The organism is Streptomyces sp. NPDC004051, from assembly GCF_053604275.1.
The window spans coordinates 15,625-33,758 of the sequence record NZ_JBSGHG010000031.1; the positions used below are offsets into that span (position 1 = coordinate 15,625).

Genomic DNA, 18,134 nt, shown 5'->3' on the forward strand with positions numbered 1-18,134 from the left:
CGAAACGGTTCCTCAGAGGGATTTTTCACCCTCGACAAGCGTCTGGGGAATCAGAGCCTCCAGGCTCCGCGGTGCCTTCCGCTTCCCCGGAGGACTCGCCAACCGCGAGTCACCGCGCTGCCGCCCACACGCATGGTGACACCACCGACGAGCCCAGCACGGACGTAACCCCCACGCGACCTCTTCGACACACCGGCGCGGTAACCGACTGCACCACCGACCGTACCGCCGAGCCAGAGGCAGCCAGCCGCGAAGGCCCCACCCGTGGCAATGGTGCAGCCACCGGAGACAGCGATTCCGACACCCCAGGTGACAATCGTCTGCTTGTTCTCACTCCAGGTTTTCCGCGCAAAGGATCTAGCATACCTGAGACCCGACCTGCCCTTCTTTCCCCACCGCTTGATCCGTTTACCCCAGCTCCATTTTCCATTGAGGTCGTACCGGTTGAGCGGGTCGGCGTGAGCGTACTCATAGGCGTTGAGGTTGCCGCCGTACACCGGGTCGACCGACAGGAAGCGGCCGGTGGCCGGATTGTAGAGGCGGACGCCCATGAGGGTGAGGCCGGTGAGGGTCTCGGTGGAGCGCTGCTTGGCACCGAGCCAGTTGTAGCGGGCGGGGGTCCGGCCCTCACGCGGGTTGCCGTACTCGTCATTGTCCAGCGCGACGGGAGCCGCGTCCGCGTCCAGCGGCAACTGGAGGGCCACGTCGCCGTGGACCGTGGTGAGTTGGAGGACGGTGTCGCCGGTCTTCGATGTGACGGCCGCGAGGTCGCCGGAGGCGGACTCGACGTTGCGGCTCAGTGCCCCGGTGGCGGTGTCCTCCACGATCCAGCGCGGGTTGTCGCCGTCGCCGTCGTAGTGGTTGAGCTTGGATCCGGTCCGGGCCCAGGTGCCGTCCGTGTCCGTCTCCACCGTCCAGGAGCGGAAGCGCAGTGCGGCGTCGAGCTCCCAGGTCTGGCGTTTGCCGTCCGCGGTCTGACGGTGGACCAGGTCGTTGGTGTAGTAGCCGACCGTGCTGCCCGGCAGCGCGGTGGTGCGGCCGAAAGCGTCGTAGGTGTAACCGGCGTCGACGAGACGGTCGGCGCTGTCGTAGGTGTGGTTGGTGGTGGTGGCTCCCGTGGAGGTGCAGGCGGTGCCGGACTCCGCGGTCGCCGTGGCCAGGGATGTGCGGTTGGTGCGCTTGTCGAAGGTGTAGGTGCGGCGGGTGCAGACCTCACCCGCCGTGTCGTCGACTCCGGTCAGCCGGCCCGCGCGGTCGTAGCGGTAGGTCTGGCTGGACCAGCCCTGGTGGCTGGTGACCTGTCCGTGGACCGACTCGCTGACCCGGTCGGTGTAGACGGTCGTGCCGTCGCTGTCGCGGGTGTAGTTCCGTGAGGCGGTGGAGCCGGTGGGGTCCTCGGTGACGGTCAGGGTGTAGCCGCCGGGGAGTTTCTCGGTGGCGACGGAGCCGTCGGCGTCGTAGGTGGCCGAGAAGGCGCCCGCGACGGAGTCGGTGGTCTTCGTGGCCAGTCCGCGTGGTTCGGCCGCGTGGTCGTAGGTGTAGGTGAGGGTGGACGGAACGGAGTCGGTGACCTTGACCTGGCGGTCGAGCAGGTCGTACTCGGTCTTCGTGACGCCTCCGTCGGCGTCCGTGTAGGAGATCTGGCGGCCGAGCTTGTCGTACGCCTTGGTGATCGTCCCGCCGGTCGGCGAGCTGATCTTGGTCACCGCGCCGGTCGCCGGGTCGTACTCCGTGGTGGTCTCCGGAACCGCCTGGCCGAGGCCGCCGGTCACCGTCGTCTTGATCTCGCGGCCGGCCGCGTCGTACGTCTTCGTGGTCGTCCGGTACGTCCCGCCGACCTCGTCGGTGAAGGTGGCCGGGTTGCCCCAGCGGTCATACTCGATCGTGGTGTTCACCAGCTTGTTCGGCTGGGAGCCACCACCGGTGATGTCACCGGCGGGACCGGTCCAGCACACCTGGTCCGCCCATTCGGGTCGGCCCTTGCACCAGCCGGTGCCGGTGGCCGACCAGTACTCGGTGATCCGGGTCGCGGCATCACTGCCCGTCCCGCCCGGGAGCACCTGGGAGGTGACCCGGCCCTGGCCGTCGTAGCCCGTGGTGGTGGTGAGGTTCAGGCCGCCCGCGTCCTTGGTGGTGAGCGTGGGCAGGCCCTTGACCCAGTCGTACTGGGTGGTCTCGACCCGCTTCTCGCCCATGACGGAGTAGTAATCGCGGACCCGGGCACCGGTGACGGTCAGCGTGACCTGGTCCTTGACCGTGGCCGTGCCGTCGCTCGGGCGGCCCTCGTCGTACTCCTTGACCGTCCACGAACGGGCCGGGACCGAGGTTCCGGCCTCGACCAGGACGGTGCTGCCGTCCTTGAGGTCCTCGGTCAGGTCGACCCGGTGGAGGGGGCCGAACTCCTCGAGCTCGCGCTGTCCGCGCTCGTCGTAGAGCGAGGTGGTGGACAGCAGGTGGGCGCGCTCGGCGGCCGAGCGGCCGATGATGCCCAGGTCGGTCAGCTGCTCCTTCTCCTCGGCGGTGGCTCCGAGCGCCAGGGCACGGTTGCCCGCGTTCAGTTCGCGGACGGTGTTGCCGAAGCGGTCGTACTCCGTGGTGCTGATGTGCCCGCCGGGCGTGGCGGTGTTGACCGTGCGGCCGGAGGCGTTCAGGTACGTCACCGTGGCCCGCTTGTAGGCGGCGGAGGTGAGGTCGGCGCCGTCGTGGGACGCCGGTACCGAGTCGGCGGGGAACACCGCGGTGGCGTCCGTGGGGGCGTCCAGCTGTCCCCACTCGGTGACGGTGGCGGCGCCCATGCCGTACGGCGCCTTGGTGCCGGTGAGCGGCACGCCGTAGACGACGCTGGTGACCGCGTTGCCCTCGACCGTGTCGGTGGTGCCCTGCTTCAGGGCCTGGCGGGACGACTTCAGCAGCATGCCGTCACCCGGCGCCGTGCCGGCGCCCGCGTTGCCGTAGGTGAAGGTGTGGGGCAGCTGGCTCTGCTGCTGCAACCAGGTCACCCGGCCGTCCCAGTAGGCGTACTGGGTCTGCGAGGACTGGCTGAGCCTCGGGTCCCACTGCTGGCGCAGGCTGCCGTTCGAGTCGTAGCGGTACTTGGCCACGACGGTGGCGGTCGCGGCGGAGGCACCGGGGCTGGTGGCCCAGATCCGGATCTCGCTGACCTGGCCGGCGAAGTCGCCGAACTGGCCGTCGTTCTCCGTACCGGTGGCGGTGGTGGTGGACGCGTAGACGAACTCCAGGACCTTGCAGCCCTTGGTCGCCGGGGACGTCTCACAGGCCGCGGTGGTGGCCGCCGAGGTCGGGGCGATGATCCGCTTGGGGCGGGCCAGCTTCTTGCCGTCGACGGTCACGGTCTCGGAGACGACCTTGGTGGTGGTGTTGGCCAGGCCGTCGAAGAGGGTGCTGCTGACCTGCCAGGTGGCGGACGCCGCGTCGGGCTTGGCGAAGGTGGTGACCGTGCCCTCGGTGTCGGACAGGGTCAGGGTCCCGGTCAGGCTGCCCTTGAGGGTCAGGTCCTCGGAGCCGGGCTCGGGGATCCAGCCGTTCTTCGCCGCGTTCGCGGTGAAGTGGATGGCGTCGCCCTCCTCCAGCACCACGTCGACCGCGGTGTCGGAGACCCGGCGGATGTGGCTGTAGTCGGACTCGGTGGTCTCCGCGACGGTGCCGGCGACCCACTCCTTGCCGAAGATCGCCGCCTGGCCCTCCTGCGACGCGCCCCGGTTGGGGGTGCGGGAGGCGGCCGTGCGGGACACCGACAGGTCGAACATCGACACATCGGTCTCGGAGAGCGTGAAGTTGCCGGTCAGCAGGTTGAGGGAGCCGGGGCCCACCTCGGTGGTGGTCGCTCCGTCCGCGTTGCGGTCGACGACCACGGTCAGCGGGGCGGTACTGCTCGCGGCGGAGGACGGGCCGGTGAAGTCGGCCTTCACCTGCACGGTTCCGTCCGGGTCGACGGTTTCCGTCGCGTTCCACACCAACGGTGCGTTCTTGCCATTGGCCAGCGGGACCGGCCAGGCGGTCAGCGGGGTGCCGCCCGAGGTGACGTCACCGAGCGGGATCCGCACCCAGGGGTCCGCCTCGGAGCGCCGCCAGGAGAAGGCCACCGCGTTGTACTTGCCCGCCTCGGCCTCGGCGACCAACGGCAGACGGCGGGCGGTGCGCTCACCCTCCGACGGCTGGACGAACCCACCCGAGCCCGCGTGGAAGAGGTACTCCGCTGCCTCGGACTTGTTGTCCGCCTTGTCGACGGCCCGCACCTGGAGGGTGTGGCTGCCGTTCTTCGGCGGGGTGACGGAGATCGCCTTGTTCGCGCCGGACCCGCCGGTGGCGACCTTGGTCCAGGTCACGCCGTCCAGGGACCACTCGAGCCAGTTGTGGTCGGTCCCGGCGGGCGGGGTGACGGTGAACGTGCCCGGCTGTCCCTCGCCCTTGACCCACTGCCCGGCCGGGTAGTCGGTCGAGGTGATCTTCGCCGGGGCGGACGGGGCCTTGGTGTCGACCGTGAACGTCTTCCACGCCGACCAGCCGGCGTTGTAGTGCGTCCCGTCGTAGGGGCTGGTGCGGAACTTGTACGTCTTGCCCTCGGCCAGCACCCCGGCCGGGACGGTCACCGAGGCGGCCTGACCCGATGCCACGAACTTGGAGACCAGATTGTCGCCGACCTGGGTGTTGGTCGCGTTGTCGTAGATCTGGAAGGTGCCGTTGACCTTGTCACCGTCGGCGTCGACGAAGGTGTCGCGCAGCGTCGGCGTCAGCGTGTTGACCTGGTAGGCGCCGCTGTAGGAGAAGAACGGCGGACCGGCCTCCTGCTTCGTGCCCGTCTTCGGCCGGAAGTTGTAGGTGACCGTCAGCTTCGGCACGTTCGACGCCGCGTTGGCGGAGTTGACCCGCTTCCACTGCGCCGTCGCCGACTCGCTCGTAGCGCGCAGGCCCATGTGCCCGCGCGTCGCCTTGGCCGCGGCCCACTCCTGCGCCAGCGAGGTCACGTCCGCGTTGATCCACCCGTCGGGGGCCGAGCCACAGTCGGGGTTGCCCCTGGTCTCGGTGGACGTCGCCTTCTTCGCGGTCCAGGTCGGCTGCGCCGTCCAGCGTGAAGAGGTCGACGCGGCCCCGGTGGACCACACCTCCCACGACTGGGCCTTGCAGTCGGTGTTGCCCGAATGGAAGTTCCACAGCGACAGCTTCGCGCTGGAGACCAGCGCGTCCGCGATCGGCGAGGTGTTCCAGGAGATGAACGACCGGGCGGTCCGCGGGGTCCCGTTCGGGTTCGTCGTCCCCGGGTTGCCGAAGTCCAGCTCCTTGTCGGTGGACCAGTCGCGGGTCTCGCCCTGCTGCACGTAGGTGTCGAAGACGTTGGAGAGCGCGGACGTGGACGGGTCCACCGTCACCGGGTACGTCGTCTCCGGGTCGGCGAGGAACTCGGCGTCCGGGGTGACCACCAGGTCGATGCCGCCCTTGCGCTGCACCACCTTCATGGCCACCGGCACCCTGCGGGTGTGCTCGCCCGACACCTTGTCGACGCTCGCGTCCCACATGACCGGTGCGGGCATGACGGCCCGCTTCTTGTTCTTCCGGTCGGTGAACAGCACACTGCCGTCCGGCTGCTGCTTCGCCGTCAGGCCCCTGGCCTTCAGCGGCAGGGTGTAGGAGTAGCCTTCGGCCGGTTTCCGCTTGATCTCGACGAACTGCTCGAAGCCGGTGCGGGTCGCCTCGACGACCACGTCGGCGCCCGGTAGGGCGTCGGGGTAGGTCGCACGGGTGCCGTCCAGTTCCGGCGCGGGCAGCCCGCCCTTCCACTGGAGGGTGATCCGCTCGTCTCCCTCACCCAGGGTCACCAGGTCACGGGCCGGGGCCTTGCCCGCCTCGCCGAGCGACCGCGGGACCGTGCCACCCTTGCCCGCCAGCCGCAGTCCTTCGGGGTGCGCCTTGGCCTCCACCACGCCGTCCGTCTCACGGAGTTCGACGTCGATGTCGGTCCACTCGCCTCCCTCCCGCTCGAAGCGGAGCGGGCCGGCCGCCAGCTCGGTGGTGAGGGAGCCGTCCTTGTTCACCAGGTGGTGGAGGTCTCGGTCCGCTCGGACAGCGCCTCGACCCGCTTGCCGCTCAGCCGGGCCGCGACCTTCGCGGAGGGGATGTCCGCAGCGGTGACGGGGCCCTCGGGGGCCGGTTTTCCGACCGCCTGCCGGGTCTTCTCCTGTTCGAGGGCCACCACCTGGCCGGTGGCGGCGACCACCACGGCGGTCTCCGCCGCGAGCACCATGGCGGTCACCACCGCGATCCGGGGCAGCAGCCGTCTGCGTCTCTGCAGGGCGACGGCCGACCCCTCCCACTCGTCGGTGGGCCGTATTCGTTCTGTCACTTCCGGTGTCTCCTTGTTGCTGTGAACATGGTCAAACCATGATCAAAACAGGGGCACCGCAGGGGGAAGAAGTGAAGATTTCACCCCCTGTGCAGAACATGTCAGAATCACAAAGACCGAGGTCATCACCGCTCCCAGCCTCCCCAGGCCACCAGGTGGGGCCACCCATCGACGAGGCCGGCAGGACAGGGGCGAAGGAACGATGCGGAGCGGGGCAGGGGGGAGCCGGACGGCTCCGCCGGGGGCTCGGGTCGCCCTCGGCACGCTGGTCGTGCTGGTGGTCGGATCGCTCGCGCTGACGGCGTTGGACGTCGCCTCGTCGTCGATCGGCAAACGCGCGATGGCCACCGGGCTCACCGTGCTGGTGCTGATGCCCGCCGTCCTGCTCGGGCAGTACGCTCCGCCGCCCTACCGGCTGCCGCACCGCTGGAGGTGGGCCCTGCTGCTGGTGCAGGCCGTGCTCACCTACCTGCCGCTGGTGCTCTTCCACTACCGGTGGCTGACCCTGCTCGGTTTCCTCGCCGGCGCCGTGCTGCTCACGCTGCCCCCCACCACTTCTCTCCCGGTCGCCCTGTTGGTCGGCGCCAGCGGTCCGCTGCTGATCCACACGGGCGTGGTCGTCACCGACCGGGGTTCGCTGAGCGTTCTGCTGAGCACGGCGATCACGGCGAGCACGGTCTTCGCGGTCGCCCACCTCGCCCGGCTCTCCGCCCGGCTGCACGGCAGCAGGGAGCAGACGGCCCTGCTCGCCGAGCAGCGCACCCGTGCACGGATGCGGCAGGATCTGCACGATCTGGTGGGCACGTCGCTGGTGGTCATCGCGATGCGGGGGGAAAGTGCCCTGCGGGCGGAGGCCCCCGAAGGGGCCGCCCGGGCGGCGCTCACGGAAATCGTGGAGCTCGCCCGGCGGACGCATGAGGACGTGCGGCGCATCAGCGGCCCCGAGGTGGCCTTCTCGCTGGCCGAGGAGTTCGCCCACGCCCAGCGGCTGCTCACCGCCGCCGGGATAGCGGTACGCACCTCCCTGTCCCCGCTCGTCGAGCCGGGCGGCGCGGTGGCGGACTGTCTGCGGTCGGTGCTGCACGAGGCGGTGGGCAATGTGCTGGAGCACAGCCGTGCCCGGGTCTGCGAGATCGAACTCCGGACCGGGGCCGACGGCATCCGGCTGACCGTCCGCAACGACGGCGTCACCGCCGCCCCGGCGCCGGCCCTCCCCTCGGCGGGCGGACGACGCCGCGGCACGGGCCTGACCGGGCTCAGGGGCCGGGCCGTCGCACTGGGCGGCACCCTGCACGCCGGACCGGAGGACCAGGATTTCTCGGTGGCGGCGGTTCTGCCGCTGGGCTGACGCGGCCGCACTGCGACGACGAAGGACCGGCCCAAGAGAAGGTCGGCCGCGCACGACACAGGCCCCGCCGCTGCTGCGACGGGGCCTGTGCCCACATGGGAATTGTGGAGATGGCGGGAATCGAACCCGCGTCCAACGGTGCGGAACCAGGGCTTCTCCGTGTGCAGTCCGCTGTGCTTTTCTCAGCCCCGGAGATCACGCGGACAAGTCTCCGACGGGCTCAGTCACTGTTGGATTTCCCTCTTCACCCCGTGACCGGGATCAAGGTTTAGTCCCCTGAATGATGCCAGGATCCGGGTCGGGAACACCCCCGGGCTGACACTCCCTCTAGTAGGAGAGCTGCTGCTCGCTACCTGAAATCAGGCAGCGAGGGCGAGCTCGCCCTGGGAGATGGATCGCTTGGAATTGGCGATTATTTTTTTCGGCCTGTGGTTTACGAGATCATGGCCGCTTCCTCGACACGCTTCCCCTGCTTCGACAGCCGCTGTCGAAACCGATCATCCCCATGTTCTCTTCTCAAGGTGCGCACCCGCTGTGGGGTGCTGTCGCCATCGTACGTGACCAACGCGGGTCGGTGCCAGCGTATTCCCGTGCGCCGGGTCCGGACGGGCCCGGAGCCCTCCTCGCCCACGGCCGGCCGCCGGGGCCGGGCGGGCTACGCCCGCTGCTTGCGGCGGACCGCCGAGATCGCCCGCTCGGTCTCGCGCCGGTCCTGCTTCTCGCGGAGCGTCTGCCGCTTGTCGTACTCCTTCTTGCCCTTCGCCAGCGCGATCTCCACCTTCGCGCGGCCGTCCTTGAAGTACAGGGCGAGCGGCACGATGGTGTGCCCCGTCTCCTGGGACTTGGACTCCAGCTTGTCGATCTCCGCGCGGTGCAGCAGCAGCTTGCGCTTGCGCCGCGCGCTGTGGTTGGTCCAGGTGCCCTGGCTGTACTCGGGGACGTGCACGTTGTGCAGCCACGCCTCGTTGCCGTCGAGCTGGACGAAGCCGTCCACCAGCGAGGCCCTGCCTTGACGCAGCGACTTCACCTCGGTCCCGGTGAGGACCAGGCCGGCCTCGTAGGTGTCGATGATGAGGTAGTCGTGCCGCGCCTTCTTGTTCTGCGCGATCAGCTTGCGCCCTTTTTCCTTAGCCATAGTGCGGCCCATTTTCGCACTACGGAGCGGGTTTGTGGAAAGCCGTTTCCCGCGCGGCTACCGGCCGAGCCCGGCGAGGACCGTCCCCGCCCGCCGGAGTGCCTGCGTGTCGGCCTCCAGGTCGGGGGTGATGCCGTGTCCGTCGACGCCGCGGCCGGACGGGGTGCGGTAGTGGCCGACGGTCAGTTCGGCGACCGAGCCGTCGGGCAGCCGGCCGGGCATCTGCACGGAGCCCTTGCCGAAGGTGCGGGAGCCCACCACGACCGCCCGGCCGCGGTCCTGGAGGGCTCCGGTGAGCAGTTCGGCCGCGCTCATCGTCCCGCCGTCGACGAGCACGACCAGGGGTCTGGTGATGTCGCCGCCGGGCTCGGCGTGCAGGGCGCGCTGCTCGCCCTCGACGTCGTAGGTGGCGACCAGGCCGCCGTCGAGGAAGGCGGAGGCCGCGGTGACCGCCTCGGCGACCAGGCCGCCGGAGTTGCCGCGCAGGTCGAGGACGAGGCCGGCGTCGGCCGGCGCCTCCTCGACGGCGGTCCGGACCTGGTCGCCGGAGCCCTTGGTGAAGGCACCGACCTTGATGACGGTGATCCGGCCGGGGAGTTCGTCGACGGTGACGGTGTCGCGGGAGAGCCGGACCCGGCGCAGGGTCTCGCTCCAGGTGCGCGTGCCGCGTTCCAGGCCGAGGCGGACGGTGGTGCCGGCGGACTCGGCCGCGTCGCCACCCCGGAGTAAGGAGACGACCTCGGTGACGGGCCGCCCGTCGACCGGCTCGCCGTCGACGCTGCGCAGCCGGTCGCCCGCGCGGATGCCCGCGTCGGCGGCGGGGGTGCCGCTGCCCACCCCGGTCACCTCGATCCGGCCGGACCGTTCACGGGCCCACAGGCCGACGCCGGTGTACCGGCCGTCGAGGGCGTCCTCGAACTCCTCGTACTCGCCCGGGGAGTAGACGGCACCCCACCGGTCCCCGCTGCGGCTGACGGCGCGTTCGGCGGCCTCCACGGGGGACGTGCCGGCCGCCATGGCCTCCTCGGCCGCCTCGGCGACCTCCGCGTGGCGTCCGGTGGGGGCGGCCGCCTGGGTGGGGCGCGCTGCGGGCTTCCGGTCGGTCGCGGGCAGGCTGCCGGTGGCCGCGCCGGCCACGAGCACGCCCGCGAACACCAACGTCAGGGCGGATCCGCGACGGACGCGGCGGGACTGACAGAACAGGGCACGACCTGACATGCCGGCGAGTCTAGGACAACGCAAAGGGGCGCACGGCCGGTTGACCGTACGCCCCTTCTTGGCAAGAATCACACCTTCAGGTACTTGCGCAACGCGAAGAAAGCGGCCAGGGCGGGCATCAGCAGACTCGTGGCGAGGATCAGCGGAAGCTTCGTCAACACCGCGTCCCAGCCGATGAAGTTGATCAGGTTCAGCTTCTCCGACAGCGCCAGTCCGTTGTCGATGATGAAGTACCGGCCGACCAGCAGGAATCCGCAGGCGAGAGTGCCGCCGATGAGTCCGGCGACCGCGGCCTCCGCGATGAACGGCGCCTGGATGTAGAAGCCCGAGGCGCCGACCAGGCGCATGATCCCGGTCTCCCGCCGCCGGCTGAACGCCGAGACGCGCACCGTGTTGACGATCAGCATCAGGGCGACGACCAGCATGAGCGCCATCACCGCGCGGGCGGCCCAGTTCATGCCGTTCAGCAGCCCGAAGAGGTTGTCCAGGATGCCCTTCTGGTCCTGCACCGACTGCACCCCGTCCCGGCCGTCGAAGGCGGTCGCGACGACCTGGTACTTCTCCGGGTCCTTCAGCTTGATGCGGTACGACTCCTGCATCTGGTCCGGGGTGAGGGAGCTGGCCAGCGGGGAGTCGCCGAACTGCTCCTTGTAGTGCTTGTACGCCGCGTCCTGGGACTCGTGGGTGATCGAGTCGACGACCGACATCTTCTCCAGGTCGCCCTTGATCTGCCGCTTCTGGTCCTCGGTCACCGCGCCCTTGGCGCAGTTGGGGTCGGACTCGGCGTCGCTCTTGTTGCACAGGAAGATGGAGACGTTGACCTTGTCGTACCAGTAGCCCTTCATGCTGTTGACCTGGTCGCTCATCAGGAGCGACCCGCCGAACAGGGCGAGCGACAGGGCCACGGAGACGACGACGGCGAAGGTCATCGTCAGATTGCGGCGGAGACCGACACCGATCTCCGACAGAACGAACTGGGCGCGCATGGCGTGGGTTGAGCCTTTCCGTTCCTCGTCAGTGCTGGTAGCCGTAGACGCCGCGTGCCTGGTCGCGGACGAGGCGGCCCTTCTCCAGCTCGATGACGCGCTTGCGCATCTGGTCCACGATGTTCTGGTCGTGCGTCGCCATCACCACGGTGGTGCCCGTCCGGTTGATGCGGTCGAGCAGCTTCATGATGCCCACCGAGGTCTGCGGGTCGAGGTTGCCGGTGGGCTCGTCGCAGATGAGCAGCTTGGGCCGGTTGACGAAGGCCCGCGCGATGGCGACGCGCTGCTGCTCACCGCCGGAGAGCTCACCGGGCATCCGGTCCTCCTTACCGCCGAGCCCGACGAGGTCGAGCACCTGCGGCACGGACTTGCGGATCTCGCCCCGGGACTTGCCGATGACCTCCTGCGCGAAGGCCACGTTCTCGGCGACCGTCTTGTTGGGCAGCAGGCGGAAGTCCTGGAACACGGTCCCCAGCTGGCGCCGGACCTGCGGCACCTTCCAGTTGGAGACACGCGCGAGGTCCTTGCCCAGGACGTGCACCTGACCGTGGCTGGCCCGCTCCTCGCGGAGGATCAGCCGCAGGAAGGTGGACTTGCCGGAGCCCGAGGACCCCACGAGGAACACGAACTCGCCCTTCTCGACCTCCAGGGAGACATCCCGGAGGGCTGGACGGTTCTGCTTGGGGTAGGCCTTGGAGACGTTGTCGAATCGGATCACGGGTGCACCACGGGTCGCCGGGGGTAGATGTGCGTGACCTTACGCGAAGCGGAAGCCCGGCCGCAGTCACCGGAGTGGGTTGCGCGCCACTTGCGCGCTTTATGCCGGATGTGCGCCGGCCCCGGCGCGCCCGGAGGCGGGGCGGGAAGGATACGGGGGACGCGCCGATTTCCGGGGAACCTGGCACAGTGGTGGGGGGAACATTCGCGCCCCTGTGGGCGTTGTACTGACTGAGACCGGTGCGTGGAAGGAGAGCGGATGACGTACGACCGGCTGGTGTGCGCCAACTGCGCCGCACCCGTGAGCGAGGGCCGGTGCCCGGTGTGCCGTGCGAGCCGCGAGCGGATGCAGCAGGACAGCTTCTTCGCGGGCCTGAACCCCATGACGCTGATCGCCCTGCTGGCGGTCCTCGTCGCGGCGGTGGCGCTGCTCGCCCACCAGACCGTCTGAGCGTCGCCGCCCGAGCGTCGCGACCGTCGCGGATCCGCCGTCCGGCACGGAGAACCGAGAGCATGCCCGAGGGGCCCGGAGCGCGTGTGCGCTCCGGGCCCCTCGGTCTGTGCCTGTGTCCCTGACCCGCGTACGGTGTGTACGCGCGGCGTCACCGTCAGGCGGTGGCGCCACCGCGGCCGGTCATGAGGCGCGGCAGCACGCGGAAGCCGATGCCGCCGGCGATCATCGTGGCGGCGCCGAGCACCAGGAAGGTCATCTCGGCGGCGCCGGTCTCGGCGAGCTCCTGGCCGTTGCCCTGGGCCGACGTGGCGGGCTCTTCGCCCGTGGCGGTGAGGGCCGAGGAGCCCTGCTCCTGGGTGGAGACGCCGGAGCCGCCGGCGGGGTTGGCGGCGTTGCCGCCACCGCCGTTGCCCTTGTCGTCGCCGTCGCCTCCGTCACCCTGGCCAGCGCCCGGGGCGCTCGGGGCCGTCGTGGGGTCCTCGGTGGGGTCGGTCGTGGGGTCCTCGGTCGGCTCCTCGGTCGGCTCCGTCGTGGGAACCTCGGTCGGGTCCTCGGTCGGCTCCTCGGTCGGCTCCGTCGTGGGGTCCTCCCCGCCCGGGTTCCCCTCGCCCGGGTCCTCTTCGCCGTTGCCCGGCTCCTGGCACTCCGGTTCGGTTCCGATGATGCCGCAGCTCGGGTCCGGGGTGGCGGCGTCGGCCTGAGCAATACCCGTCACCATCAGTGACGCTCCCGCGGCGACCACGGCGCCGGCTGCAATACGTGCGACGCGGATCCGCGTCTTCTTCGTCATATGAGTGCTACCCCCAGTAGCTGATCGTCAATGAGGCGGCGCTCGGGGCCGTGATCGACGGGGTAACTGCGGTGAAACGCGCCCCGGTTCACATGCGCCCCAGAGATACGCATGCCGCGCCTCACCTTTCCCACTTTTCAAATGAACGTCAAGGCCGTTGCGTACGCGATGTCCATGTACGCACGTTTTGCCGAACATCGAAGCCGTGAGTGTGACGTAAAACCCCGACATCCCCGGCAAACGAAAGGCAACTGCCGCCCCGAGGGCGGCAGTTGCCTTGTCGACAAAGCGCTGTCAGCGCGGAGGTCACTTCTCCCGCTGCTTGCGCCAGCGAATTCCGGCCTCCAGGAAGCCGTCGATCTCACCGTTGAACACGGCCTCGGGGTTACCGACTTCCTGCTCCGTGCGCAGGTCCTTGACCATCTGGTAGGGGTGCAGCACGTACGAACGCATCTGGTTCCCCCAGGAGTTGCCGCCGTCGCCCTTGAGGGCGTCCATCTTGGCCTGCTCCTCCTGGCGGCGCCGCTCCAGCAGCTTGGCCTGGAGGACGTTCATCGCGGTGGCGCGGTTCTGGATCTGGGAACGCTCGTTCTGGCAGGAGACCACGATGCCGGTCGGGATGTGCGTGATGCGCACCGCGGAGTCGGTGGTGTTGACCCCCTGGCCGCCGGGGCCCGAGGAACGGTAGACGTCGACGCGCAGCTCGCTCTCGTCGATGTCGACGTGGTCGGCCTTCTCGACGACGGGGAGCACCTCGACACCCGCGAAGGAGGTCTGGCGCCGGCCCTGGTTGTCGAAGGGCGAGATGCGCACCAGGCGGTGCGTGCCCTGCTCGACCGAGAGGGTGCCGTAGGCGTAGGGGGCCTGCACGGCGAAGGTGGTCGACTTGATGCCGGCCTCCTCCGCGTACGAGGTCTCGTAGACCTCGGTCTTGTAGCCGTGCTGCTCGGCCCAGCGCAGGTACATCCGCTGGAGCTTCTCCGCGAAGTCGGCGGCGTCGACGCCACCGGCCTCCGCCCGGATGTTGACGAGCGCCTCACGGGCGTCGTACTCGCCGGACAGGAGGGTGCGGACCTCCATCTCGTCGAGCGCCTTGCGGACGCCCTCGAGCTCGGCCTCGGCCTCGGCGCGGGTGTCCGGGTCGTCCTCCTCCTCGGCCATCTCGAAGAGAATGGCGAGATCGTCGATCCGCCCGCGCAGCGTCTCCGCCTTCCTGACCTCGGCCTGGAGGTGGGAGAGCTTGCTGGTGATCTTCTGCGCCGCCTCCGGGTCGTCCCACAGGGAGGGCGCGGCCGCCTGCTCCTCGAGCACGGCGATGTCTGCCCTCATCCTGTCGAGGTCCAGAACGGCCTCGATCGACTCCATGGTCGAGGAGAGGGACTTGAGCTCTTCGGATACATCGACGACTGCCACACCCCCAGCGTAACGGCTCGCTCGGGCCGCCCCTACCGAACACCGGGCCGGAATCCCCACCGACGGTGTCGGTGCTGGTCACGGCTGGTCACGCGTGGGGCGGGTGCGGCTCAGGGGGTGGCCGGGGCCGAGCTGCCGGTGTCGTTGTTGTCCTTGGGGCGCACTCCCGGCTCGTCGTCCGAGGCGGCCAGCCAGACGCCGGCGCCCACCGCGGCCAGCAGGGTCACCGTCAGCGCGGCCAGGGTCAGCCGGCGCCGGCGGGCGAGCGCGCGGTTGCGGGCCGAACCGGGACGGCGGGCGCCGCTCGCGCGGGGCGCGCGGGCCGTGCCGCGGGCGCCGCCGGCCAGCTCGTCGGGGGACGGCACCCGCATCGAGGTGTGGGTGTCCCGGTTGGAGTCGGCCGGCCTCGCACCCGGCACCAGCGGGACCGCGCCGCGCCGCCGCACGGGCACCCCGGTGCCCGGCGCCGGACCGGAGACCGGGGTGTCCCCCCACTCCGGCCGCTCCGGCCGCTCCGGCTCGACCGGATCGCCGTCCGGCTCGTCCACGTCCAGCGGTGGCATCCCCGCCAGCATCGGCAACAACTCCCGCAGCCGTGCCCCCAGCTCCGAGGCCCGCAGCCGCGAGGCCGGCGCCTTGGCCAGGCACTGCACCAGCAGCTGCCACAGCTCGTCGGGGATGCCGGGGAGCGGGACCACCGACTCGGTGACGTGGCGGCGCAGCACCGCCCCGGGGTGTCCGCCGCCGAACGGCGTGAAGCCCGCGAGCAGCTCGTACAAAACCGTGGCGAGCGCGTAGATGTCGACCGACGCGCGCGGCGGCAGGCCCTCCACGATCTCCGGCGCCAGGTAGTCCGGCGTCCCGATGATCTTCGTGGCCCGGGTGCGGCGCGGGGTGTCGATGAGTTTGGCCACGCCGAAGTCGGTCAGCAGGGCGCGGTGCGAGCCGCCGGGGCCGAGCGGGCCCTCCATGTCCAGCAGCACGTTCTCCGGCTTGACGTCCCGGTGCACGACCCCCGCCGCGTGCGCCGCCGCCAGGCCGTCCGCGATGTCGGCGACGATCGCCACCGCGGCCTCCGGGGCGAGCCTGCGCTCCCGGTCGAGCCGGGTGCGCAGATCCGTGCCGCGCACCAGGTCCATGACCAGGGCGAGATCGTTGCCGTCGACCACCAGGTCTCGCACCGAGACGATGTGCGGGTGCTCCAGGCCGAGCAGTGCCGTCCGCTCCCCCACGAAACGTCCCACGAGCTCCTGGTCGGAGGAGAGGTCCTCGCGCAGCAGCTTGATGGCGACGGGTCCTCGCGGCCCTTCGCCGAGCCACACCGTGCCGGCGCTGCCCCGGCCCAGGATCTGGTGGGCGGTGTACCGGCTGCCGATCTTCCGTGCCAAGACTGCTCCTACCGACGCGTGTTGTCGCCAAAGCTACGCGCCTCGAAAGCCGGCGTTCACCGGGGACGCCGAATTCACCCGCCGGGTGTCGATAAATCAGCAAACAAGTCGGAACCGTCCCGGAGGGGCGGGTTCCTCTCGTGGTCGGCGCTCTACGGAGCCCCGGGCCCGCCCAGGTCCTGGATCCATTCCGTCGCCGTGCCAAACCAGTCGGTGAGCTGGTCCCAGTAGCCCTTGCCGCTGCCGATCCAGCCCTGCAGCGGGCTCAGCTCCCAGATCAGCCAGCTCGCGACGAACAGGATGAGCAGCGTGAACAGGCAGCCCTTCAGGCAGCCGAGGCCGGGGATGCGCATCGGGTTGGCGCTGCGCTGCCGGGGCTCGCGCGCGGGACGCCGCGGCTCCGGCGGCGGGGTGTACCGCTGCGGCTCCGGCTGCCGCGGTCGCTGCGGCGGTGGCGGGGCGTACTGCTGCGGCTGCTGGTACGGCTGTGACTGCTGCCCGTGGCCGGGGGCGGGCCGGCGCTGCGCGCGGCGCTGCTGCGGCTGCTGCGACGGCTGCTGCTGCGACGGCTGTGGCTGCTGCGCGGGCTGTGGCGGCCGGGACACCTGCCGCTGGGGGCGGCGGCGCAGCGGGTCCTCGCCCGGGTCGAGGTAGTGGACCTGCGTCTGCTCGTTGCGGTCGCGGGCCGCGCGCAGCTGGTTCTGCCAGGGGTGCGGGTCCTCGGGCCCGCCCTGCCCCTGACCGCCCTGGCCGGGCGGGCCCGGTGGCACCGGGGGCATGACGGCGGTCGGGTCGGCGGCGCCGGAGGGCCCGCCGGCGTGGGCGCCGGCGTGCGGCAGGACGCTGGTCGCGCCGTTGGGGTCGTACGCGCCCCCGGTGTGCGGCAGTACCTGCGTCGGGTCGGCGGCACCGGGCGCGGCCGGCGTGCCGGGCACGGGGGCGGGCGCCGGGTCGGGCGTGAGGAGCGTGCCGACGTTCTCCGCGGCGGCGATCTGCGCGGAGTTCGCGTGCACACCGATGCCGTCGGCGACGACCCGCAGGCCGCGCGCGAGGTTCTCGGCACCGGGCCGGCGCCCGGGGTCCTTGCTGAGGCAGCGCTCGATGATCGTCCACAGCGGGTCCGGGACCGTGGAGGGGCGGCGCGGTTCGGCGCTCAGGTGCTGGTGCAGCACCTCCAGGGCGGAGCCGCCGGAGAACGGCGGGCGGCCGGTGACCAGCTCGTACAGCAGGATGCCGGCGCCGTAGATGTCGACGGCGGAGGTCTGCGGGCGGCCCTCGGCGGACTCGGGCGCGATGTACGCGGGCGTGCCGACGAACTCGTGGGTGCGGGTCAGGCCCGGGGAGTCGGCCAGCCGGGCGATGCCGAAGTCGGTCAGCATCGGGTGCAGCGCGCCGCCGTCCTGCCTGAGCAGGACGTTGGCGGGCTTCAGGTCGCGGTGCACCACGCCGTCGGCGTGGCTGACGGCGAGCGCGTCGGAGATCTGGGCGGTCAGCAGTGCGGCGGCGACGGGGGTGAACGGGCCGTTCTCCCGCAGGTAGCGGTGCAGGTCGGGGCCCTGGACGAGGTCCATGACCAGAGCCAGCAGATCGCCCTCGACGACCAGGTCGCGGACCCGGACGATGTTGGGGTGGGTCAGCCTGAGCAGGACGGAGCGCTCGCGCAGGAACCGCGTCACGATGTCCGCGTCGCTCGCGAGCTCCTCCTTGAGGACCTTGATCGCGACGGTCTCGCCCGGCTGGCCGGGCACCGCCGCCTCGGCCCCCGCGGTCTCCCTCTGGCGGCCCCGCCAGACGGTGCCCGTGGCGCCGCGTCCGATCTGCTCCTCGAGCAGGTACTTGCTCCCTACCGGCCGCACGTCATGCGCTCCCTGCTGCTTGCCTGGCCGGCGTACACCGTGGTTCGTCGTACCCCGGAACGAAAATGCTCCGCCCCACTGTAGTGCCGCCCCACGGAACACCGGCCTGTCGACCTCGACGTCTTCCCGTCCTCTTCGCGTCGGGGCGTGTGAGGTCTTCTACGTACGTCCTCCCGTCCGCGTTCGACGGAAGACGCTCGACTCGGTCCGTTTGGTTGCCGGACAGCGGACGTGACCGATCTCAATCGGTGCTGAAACGATCATCCGCAACGCATTGGTCAGGCACTTTTGAGGGCAGAGCCGACCAATCAAGATCATTTGATGCCGGGGGGCGGGCACGCCGCCGGTGTCAGGTGCGAGGATGCCTGCAGTACTGGCCGTACGTGCGCGTGTGGTGGTGGGGGAAGTCCGCGGTGGGGGACCGCGGGGCCGCTTCGTCCCCTGTGCCGCGGCGCCCGCGCAGAAGGGACC

Annotated in this window: 10 protein-coding genes, 1 other RNA gene and 1 pseudogene; 2 read left to right on the forward strand and 10 right to left on the reverse strand. The window is 70.6% G+C overall.

Annotated elements, in window-relative coordinates:
* Positions 1-50: 50 nt before the first annotated feature.
* Positions 51-6,259 (reverse strand): annotated as a pseudogene (locus ACWEQO_RS26155) (RHS repeat-associated core domain-containing protein).
* A gap of 301 nt (positions 6,260-6,560) precedes the next feature.
* Here ACWEQO_RS26155 and ACWEQO_RS26160 point away from each other — a divergent pair.
* Complete coding sequence (locus ACWEQO_RS26160) at positions 6,561-7,706, forward strand: sensor histidine kinase (RefSeq protein ID WP_452985451.1); 1,146 nt, start codon at positions 6,561-6,563, stop codon at positions 7,704-7,706.
* 102 nt (positions 7,707-7,808) lie between these two features.
* Here ACWEQO_RS26160 and ssrA read toward each other — a convergent pair.
* The 5 genes from ssrA to ftsE form a co-directional block, all read right to left on the reverse strand.
* Positions 7,809-8,211, reverse strand: a transfer-messenger RNA (tmRNA) gene (ssrA, locus tag ACWEQO_RS26165).
* A gap of 150 nt (positions 8,212-8,361) precedes the next feature.
* Positions 8,362-8,841, reverse strand: a complete 480-nt coding sequence (gene smpB / locus ACWEQO_RS26170) for an SsrA-binding protein SmpB (protein ID WP_109378307.1) — start codon at positions 8,839-8,841, stop codon at positions 8,362-8,364.
* A gap of 57 nt (positions 8,842-8,898) precedes the next feature.
* The gene (locus tag ACWEQO_RS26175) at positions 8,899-10,059 is read right to left on the reverse strand and encodes a S41 family peptidase (RefSeq protein ID WP_452985452.1); all 1,161 of its coding nucleotides are present in this window, start codon (positions 10,057-10,059) and stop codon (positions 8,899-8,901) included.
* Positions 10,060-10,127: 68 nt separating this feature from the next.
* Complete coding sequence (ftsX, locus tag ACWEQO_RS26180) at positions 10,128-11,045, reverse strand: permease-like cell division protein FtsX (protein ID WP_361448812.1); 918 nt, start codon at positions 11,043-11,045, stop codon at positions 10,128-10,130.
* 28 nt (positions 11,046-11,073) lie between these two features.
* Complete coding sequence (ftsE, locus tag ACWEQO_RS26185; protein WP_109378302.1) at positions 11,074-11,763, reverse strand: cell division ATP-binding protein FtsE; 690 nt, start codon at positions 11,761-11,763, stop codon at positions 11,074-11,076.
* 258 nt (positions 11,764-12,021) lie between these two features.
* Between ftsE and ACWEQO_RS26190 the strand changes: the two genes are divergently transcribed.
* Positions 12,022-12,213, forward strand: coding sequence for a hypothetical protein (locus ACWEQO_RS26190; RefSeq protein ID WP_361448809.1), 192 nt, complete (start codon positions 12,022-12,024; stop codon positions 12,211-12,213).
* Positions 12,214-12,370: 157 nt separating this feature from the next.
* Here ACWEQO_RS26190 and ACWEQO_RS26195 read toward each other — a convergent pair whose 3' ends face one another.
* From ACWEQO_RS26195 to ACWEQO_RS26210, 4 genes are all read right to left on the reverse strand, one after another.
* On the reverse strand, positions 12,371-13,006 hold the full coding sequence (locus tag ACWEQO_RS26195) for a hypothetical protein (RefSeq protein WP_452985453.1): 636 nt from the start codon (positions 13,004-13,006) through the stop codon (positions 12,371-12,373).
* 306 nt (positions 13,007-13,312) lie between these two features.
* Positions 13,313-14,419, reverse strand: a complete 1,107-nt coding sequence (gene prfB, locus ACWEQO_RS26200; RefSeq protein ID WP_361448803.1) for a peptide chain release factor 2 — start codon at positions 14,417-14,419, stop codon at positions 13,313-13,315.
* Between the two features lie 110 nt (positions 14,420-14,529).
* Positions 14,530-15,807 carry a protein kinase domain-containing protein gene (locus ACWEQO_RS26205; protein WP_452985454.1) on the reverse strand — a complete coding sequence of 426 codons (1,278 nt, stop codon included), beginning with the start codon at positions 15,805-15,807 and terminating at the stop codon, positions 14,530-14,532.
* 152 nt (positions 15,808-15,959) lie between these two features.
* Positions 15,960-17,663: a serine/threonine-protein kinase gene (locus tag ACWEQO_RS26210; protein ID WP_452985455.1), complete on the reverse strand. Its 1,704-nt coding sequence runs from the start codon at positions 17,661-17,663 to the stop codon at positions 15,960-15,962.
* Positions 17,664-18,134: the final 471 nt, after the last annotated feature.